Source organism: Secundilactobacillus similis DSM 23365 = JCM 2765 (assembly GCF_001311075.1).
Classification (GTDB): domain Bacteria; phylum Bacillota; class Bacilli; order Lactobacillales; family Lactobacillaceae; genus Secundilactobacillus; species Secundilactobacillus similis.
The window spans coordinates 1-5,192 of record NZ_BBAD01000133.1 but is presented as its reverse complement, the minus strand read 5'-3'; the positions used below and the strand labels follow the sequence as shown (position 1 = coordinate 5,192).

The 5,192-nt window shown below is 45.4% G+C and carries 4 protein-coding genes; 1 reads left to right on the top strand and 3 read right to left on the bottom strand.

Features of this window, described 5'->3' with window-relative positions; all coding sequences use genetic code 11:
- Positions 1-41 precede the first annotated feature (41 nt).
- From JCM2765_RS15965 to JCM2765_RS15955, 3 genes are all read right to left on the bottom strand, one after another.
- Positions 42-725 (bottom strand): 2,3-bisphosphoglycerate-dependent phosphoglycerate mutase, encoded by a 684-nt coding sequence (locus JCM2765_RS15965; RefSeq protein ID WP_054737532.1) that lies wholly within the window; start codon positions 723-725, stop codon positions 42-44.
- Between the two features lie 184 nt (positions 726-909).
- Positions 910-1,953, bottom strand: coding sequence for a DMT family transporter (locus JCM2765_RS15960; protein WP_054737531.1), 1,044 nt, complete (start codon positions 1,951-1,953; stop codon positions 910-912).
- Between the two features lie 62 nt (positions 1,954-2,015).
- Positions 2,016-2,969 (bottom strand): AEC family transporter, encoded by a 954-nt coding sequence (locus JCM2765_RS15955; RefSeq protein WP_156301836.1) that lies wholly within the window; start codon positions 2,967-2,969, stop codon positions 2,016-2,018.
- A gap of 487 nt (positions 2,970-3,456) precedes the next feature.
- On the opposite strand from JCM2765_RS15955, the gene JCM2765_RS15950 reads away from it, so the two are divergent.
- Positions 3,457-4,533 (top strand): LCP family glycopolymer transferase, encoded by a 1,077-nt coding sequence (locus tag JCM2765_RS15950; protein ID WP_054737530.1) that lies wholly within the window; start codon positions 3,457-3,459, stop codon positions 4,531-4,533.
- The last annotated feature ends 659 nt before the right edge of the window (positions 4,534-5,192 follow it).

The window sequence follows — 5,192 nt, the reverse complement described above, 5'->3', positions numbered from 1 at the left end:
CAAAAACCACCTCAACGACTAAACGTCAAAGTGGCTCAAGTTCACTTCAAGATATCTTTTCCAACAGTTTTCGCTACAATGCGCAACCGGTCATCCAACTGGTAGCGAATCGGCTCCCCGTTAGGTACTTCAAGTTGATCAATATCAGCATCACTAATTCGTTCCAAGTATTTGATCAGCGCCCGTAACGTGCTACCATGGGCCACTACGAGTTGGTTATCGCCGTTTAGTAGCCGTGGGGCAATCTGATCCTCCCAGTAAGGCATCAGGCGATTATAGGCCATTTCTAGGCTCTCACCCCGGGGTTCAGTAACGCCCAATGCTGCATAGCGCGGATCTTCGTCTGGTTGATCAAGCAGTGGCGGTACCGTCTTAAAGCTTCGACGCCAAGTTCGAAACTGGGTCTCACCGACTCGTTGTTTAACGGCCTGTTTTTTCTGGCCACGTAACGCACCATAGTGCCGTTCATTTAACCGCCAAGATTTCGTTTCAGGAATAAATAACTGATTGATCTCCGCTAAAACGATGTGGGTCGTTGTGATTGCGCGTTTCAACATCGAGGTATGGCAATGGGTAAACTGGATTCCGGATTTCGCGAGCAACTGCCCAGCCTCGTGTGCCTGTTGAATCCCCTGTTTCGTCAGGGAAACGTCACTCCAACCTGTAAAAATACCGTCGCGGTTAGCCTCACTTTCACCATGCCGTAAAACGACTAATTCAACCATGTTCGTTCTCTCCTCTGCCTTAATCGGCGTCATACCGCCAATCTTTGTTTCAATCAATTGCTCAATTAAGCACAATTATCAATTAAAAAATAAGCGGCATTATCATCACTGATAAGACTGCTTATTAATTTGACTCTATTTTACACCCAAATGCAAGCGGTGTTTGTTATCTAACCTTAATTCATTAATGTTGCGTTGGTTGCGTTGATTTAACCAGCGTTTCTGGTGATTGAACCGATTCTTGAGCTGCAGCAACTTCCGCTGTCACGTCATCTTGATTAAGCAAGTGCGATTCGCGCGCCTTGATCCGGTTCCCCATAAAGGTGATGACGGATCCAATTAAGATGATCACGATCCCAACAATGGTTTCAACTGAGATATGCTCGCCTAAGATCAGCGCCGCTAAGATTGGTGCTAACCCTGGTTTGATAAAGAAGACCAGTGAGGCCGTTGACACATCGGAGCGTTCCATTGCCAAGAAGTAAAAGGCAAACCCACCACCGGTAACGCAAACCCCGATAAAGAAGAGTAACCAAAAGTGGTTCAACGTCACATTTTGAAGGACTGGAATCCGACTAAATTGTGACAACAAGCCGCCTTGATCTAACCCGTTGGCAACGGCTGGAATATGCGTGATCAAAACCAGCGCCAGCAATTCAGCAGAGCCTGCTAGGAACGTGTAGGCGGTCATCACGATACCGTTAAAGTGATGTTTTACGGAACCATACCGTGAAATGATGCTGTACAACCCAAACGTTAAGGCCGATGAAATCGCCAAAACTAACCCAAGTGGCCGGCTGAGGTGGCTGGGGTTAACAATCACAAGTAAGCCAATCAACGATACGATCACCGCAATTAAGTTCGCTCGGCCTAACCGTTCGTGTAGGATGAGGTAGGAAAAAATAAGGGCAAATACTGGGTTACAACTGAACAACACAGCAACCGTCGATGCTTCATCGTAGACGATAGCCAGTTGGTACAACGTCATGCTGACGATCACACAGACGAACCCGGTTAAGGCAAACAGTGCCCAATCACTTAGGTGCACGTGCATCCCCTGCTTCGCATTTGTCCGTAACGCGATTGGCAACAAAACTAGACCACCAACGAAGAAACGAATCAGATTCAATTGAATCGGACTAAACGCGCTCCCAGCTGACTTCAGTGCAATTTCCATTGAACTAAACATTAACGTTGAAAACGCAATGTATAAAATGGTTTTTCTCAAAACAATGCAGAACCCTTCCTAAACCTCAAGCAACAACAATTATCGGCCATCACTGGCCATGTTTAATGCACACCGTTCAATAATAACATTAAAATTGGAATAACGATCAAACTCATCAACGTGGTTTCCGTTACCATGATCGCCGCAAAACTTGAATCGGCGCCATATAACTTCGACACAACGGGTGCGTTTGTCATGACTGGCATGGCTGATTGAATGATGAACACTTTTTTCATCATGGCAGGCATTGGTGTTGGCAGCACGAGCAACGCCATCAAGATGGGCGCCAAAATGAAACGACCACTCAAGATTCCCAAGTTACCACGATTTAACGTCAGGTCATGAAGATCCACGTTCGCAATCGCGATCCCAATGAAGATCATCGACAATGGCACCGTTAACCCACCAATGTAGTTCAAATCTTGCATAATGAAGTTTGGCAGCTTGATTTTGAGCAGCACCAAGACCACCCCAACCATGAAGCCAAGCAATGGTGGCGAGAACACTTTTTTCAAGGTTTGGCCCAGGTTGAATTTGTAATCCCCTTCGCCATCCCGTTGAATCAAGTAAACCCCCAGCGTCCAGAAAATAGTTGTGTTTGCCATGTAGTACACGAGCACGTACGGCAAACTCTTTGCTTCACCAAATAAAGCGACGTTGACTGGCAAGCCAACAAACACCGTATTGGAATTAAAAAACATTGATTCAAAAAGCCCCCGGTGGCTTTCCTTAATATGTAAAACTTTGGCTACAATGATTGAAACGACGAACAGGATCATCATTGAGACAACTGGAAATCGTAAATCGGGAAGCGTACCAACCAGTCGGCTAAACGAGAACTTGCTGACGATGGTGTACGCCATATATGCCGGCAAAGCCACCTGCGTGACCAACCGGGCAATCAACTTACTAGCCGACTCGTTGAACCAACCAAGGTTAGTTAACAAATATCCCAATGCAATCATGATCAGGATCTCGACCACGCCCGCCACACTCCGAGCGAACAATAGCAGCATAATTGAATCACCCCTTTCACATCAAAAATTAATTTTTATTATAGCACATCAAGATAAGACTTTTCAGGCTTTTCAGAATACAACCGCTTACATGAACTAATTTCCCCACTAAAATGAACGCATTCCCATTCATTTTTAATCTTACAATTGATTGAACCCTACTTCTTTCCGTATCAAAGTGACCTTAAATCGACCTAAAAAAATAATCAGCGGCCGTTTTTTGGATAATTTTATTTACGCCACGCTTATTTTATGATGTAATGGTACAGTTAGACTAGAAAAATAAACGCCATTATTGACACGGTCGGAACGCCAGTAATTAGTTGGTTACAGGGAATTAACTGCACCTGCTCTAAATCCCCTCGATTGTGTCGATAGACGAACGGTTGTATTTTGTTAAAATCCGTTTAAACTTTACTAGATTGTAACTTTATGTAACGATTTTGACATATAATGCAAAAAGATTTTACAAAGGCGAGGAAAATTTATGGCATCGAATAATTCAAATCAAAACCAACCTGAATCAGGTTACCGACGGAGTGACCGCCAGCACTTTAAACCCCGTAGACGACATCGCGGGCTATTATGGAGCTTACTGATTGTAGTTTTAATCTTGGTCACGGGGGGCGTCGCTTACGGTTATCACGTTTATAATGATGCCAAAAACACGTTCGACAAGACTTACGAACAAGGTCAAGTCAATAAGTTACGAAACGTCTCCAAGGTGATTTCAAGTGGTAAGCCGTTCTCAATTCTGCTACTTGGGACCGACACGGGCGCGTTAGGTCGAAGCGACACTGGGCGAACTGATACCCTGATCGTTGCAACGATCAACCCGCAAAAGCAAACGGCTTACCTCACAAGTATTCCCCGGGATACTCGGGTTCAAGTTAAGGGCGATACCCAAGGCTACGAAAAGATCAACGCCGCTTATACGATTGGTGGACCGGCAACAGCCGTTGATACGGTTCAGAACTTGCTTGATATTCCAATCGACTACTACGCCATCGTCAACATGGGCGGGCTCGAAAAGATGGTTGATGCCGTTGGTGGTATCGACCTAACGCCTAACATGACCTTCAAGTATGGTCACGCGAACGTGGTGAAAGGCCAAAAGATTCATTTGAACGGGAAGCAAGCGTTAGACTACTCCCGGATGCGTTACGATGATCCGTTAGGTGACTACGGTCGGCAAAAACGGCAACGGCAAGTCCTTCAAAAATTAGTGGTCAAGGGTGTCGGCATTTCGTCAATCACCCGCTACAAGCAAATTTTGACCTCTCTTAACGGCAACATGAAGACTGACATGTCCTTTGATGACATGATTGCTGTTCGAACCAAGTACGGCGATGCCACCCACCACATCAAGTCTGAAACCCTCCAAGGTCAAGACGCAATGATCGATGGCATCTCCTACCAGATTCCAACTATGAAGGAATTACAACTTGTGTCGAACCACATTCGTCGCACCTTAAACCTAAAAGACTCAACTAAACTCACCGCAACCTCAACGGGGACTGGTGATAACAGTAACTACACGACCTCGTCAGCTACTGGTTATTAATGAATAAAACACGCATGCCAATCAATTAGGTTGGTATGCGTGTTTTTTGTGTCCATCGTAAGCATTCTTCTGTTCAGCTTGTGAAGTTTGATTTGCGTGAACTGTCGATTCCGGTAAGTGGCTAGGTTCCTGCTGTGGGGCCGGCCTGAGCCAAAGAGCGGTCTCAGTCCTCGAATTCAAGCCTCGCCAAAACCCATGCGAGTCTTCAATTCGTCCCCGATAATTGGCGGTTGTTGGAAAGTCGCCAACAACCACCAATTATCGCGACACAGCATCCACCTAGCCGCTTACCGAAATCTTGCAATGGCGCAATTCGGCACTATTGTAGACCATCTCAAGTGCTTAACTGGACATCTTGCGGTGATATCGCAATAACACTAACATTGATTCGACAAAAGCAGAATTGATTAGCAGTCACTGTTTAATAATCGTGATGGATAAGCATCGATACCTACTTAATGCCCGCGTAGCAGCATTAAGTTCACGAAAACGTGACGCACAACTAACAGATTTAGCATTGCATAATCGTTGACTCGCTGTAGTTACTGAACATTGAACACTATCGTTTCTTACGGTCGTTGAGTTATCATTGAGCGTTGCTATCACGCAGTTTTGTCGGCCTCAGGATGTGACAGTCACCAGTTTTGGTTGCCAACAGC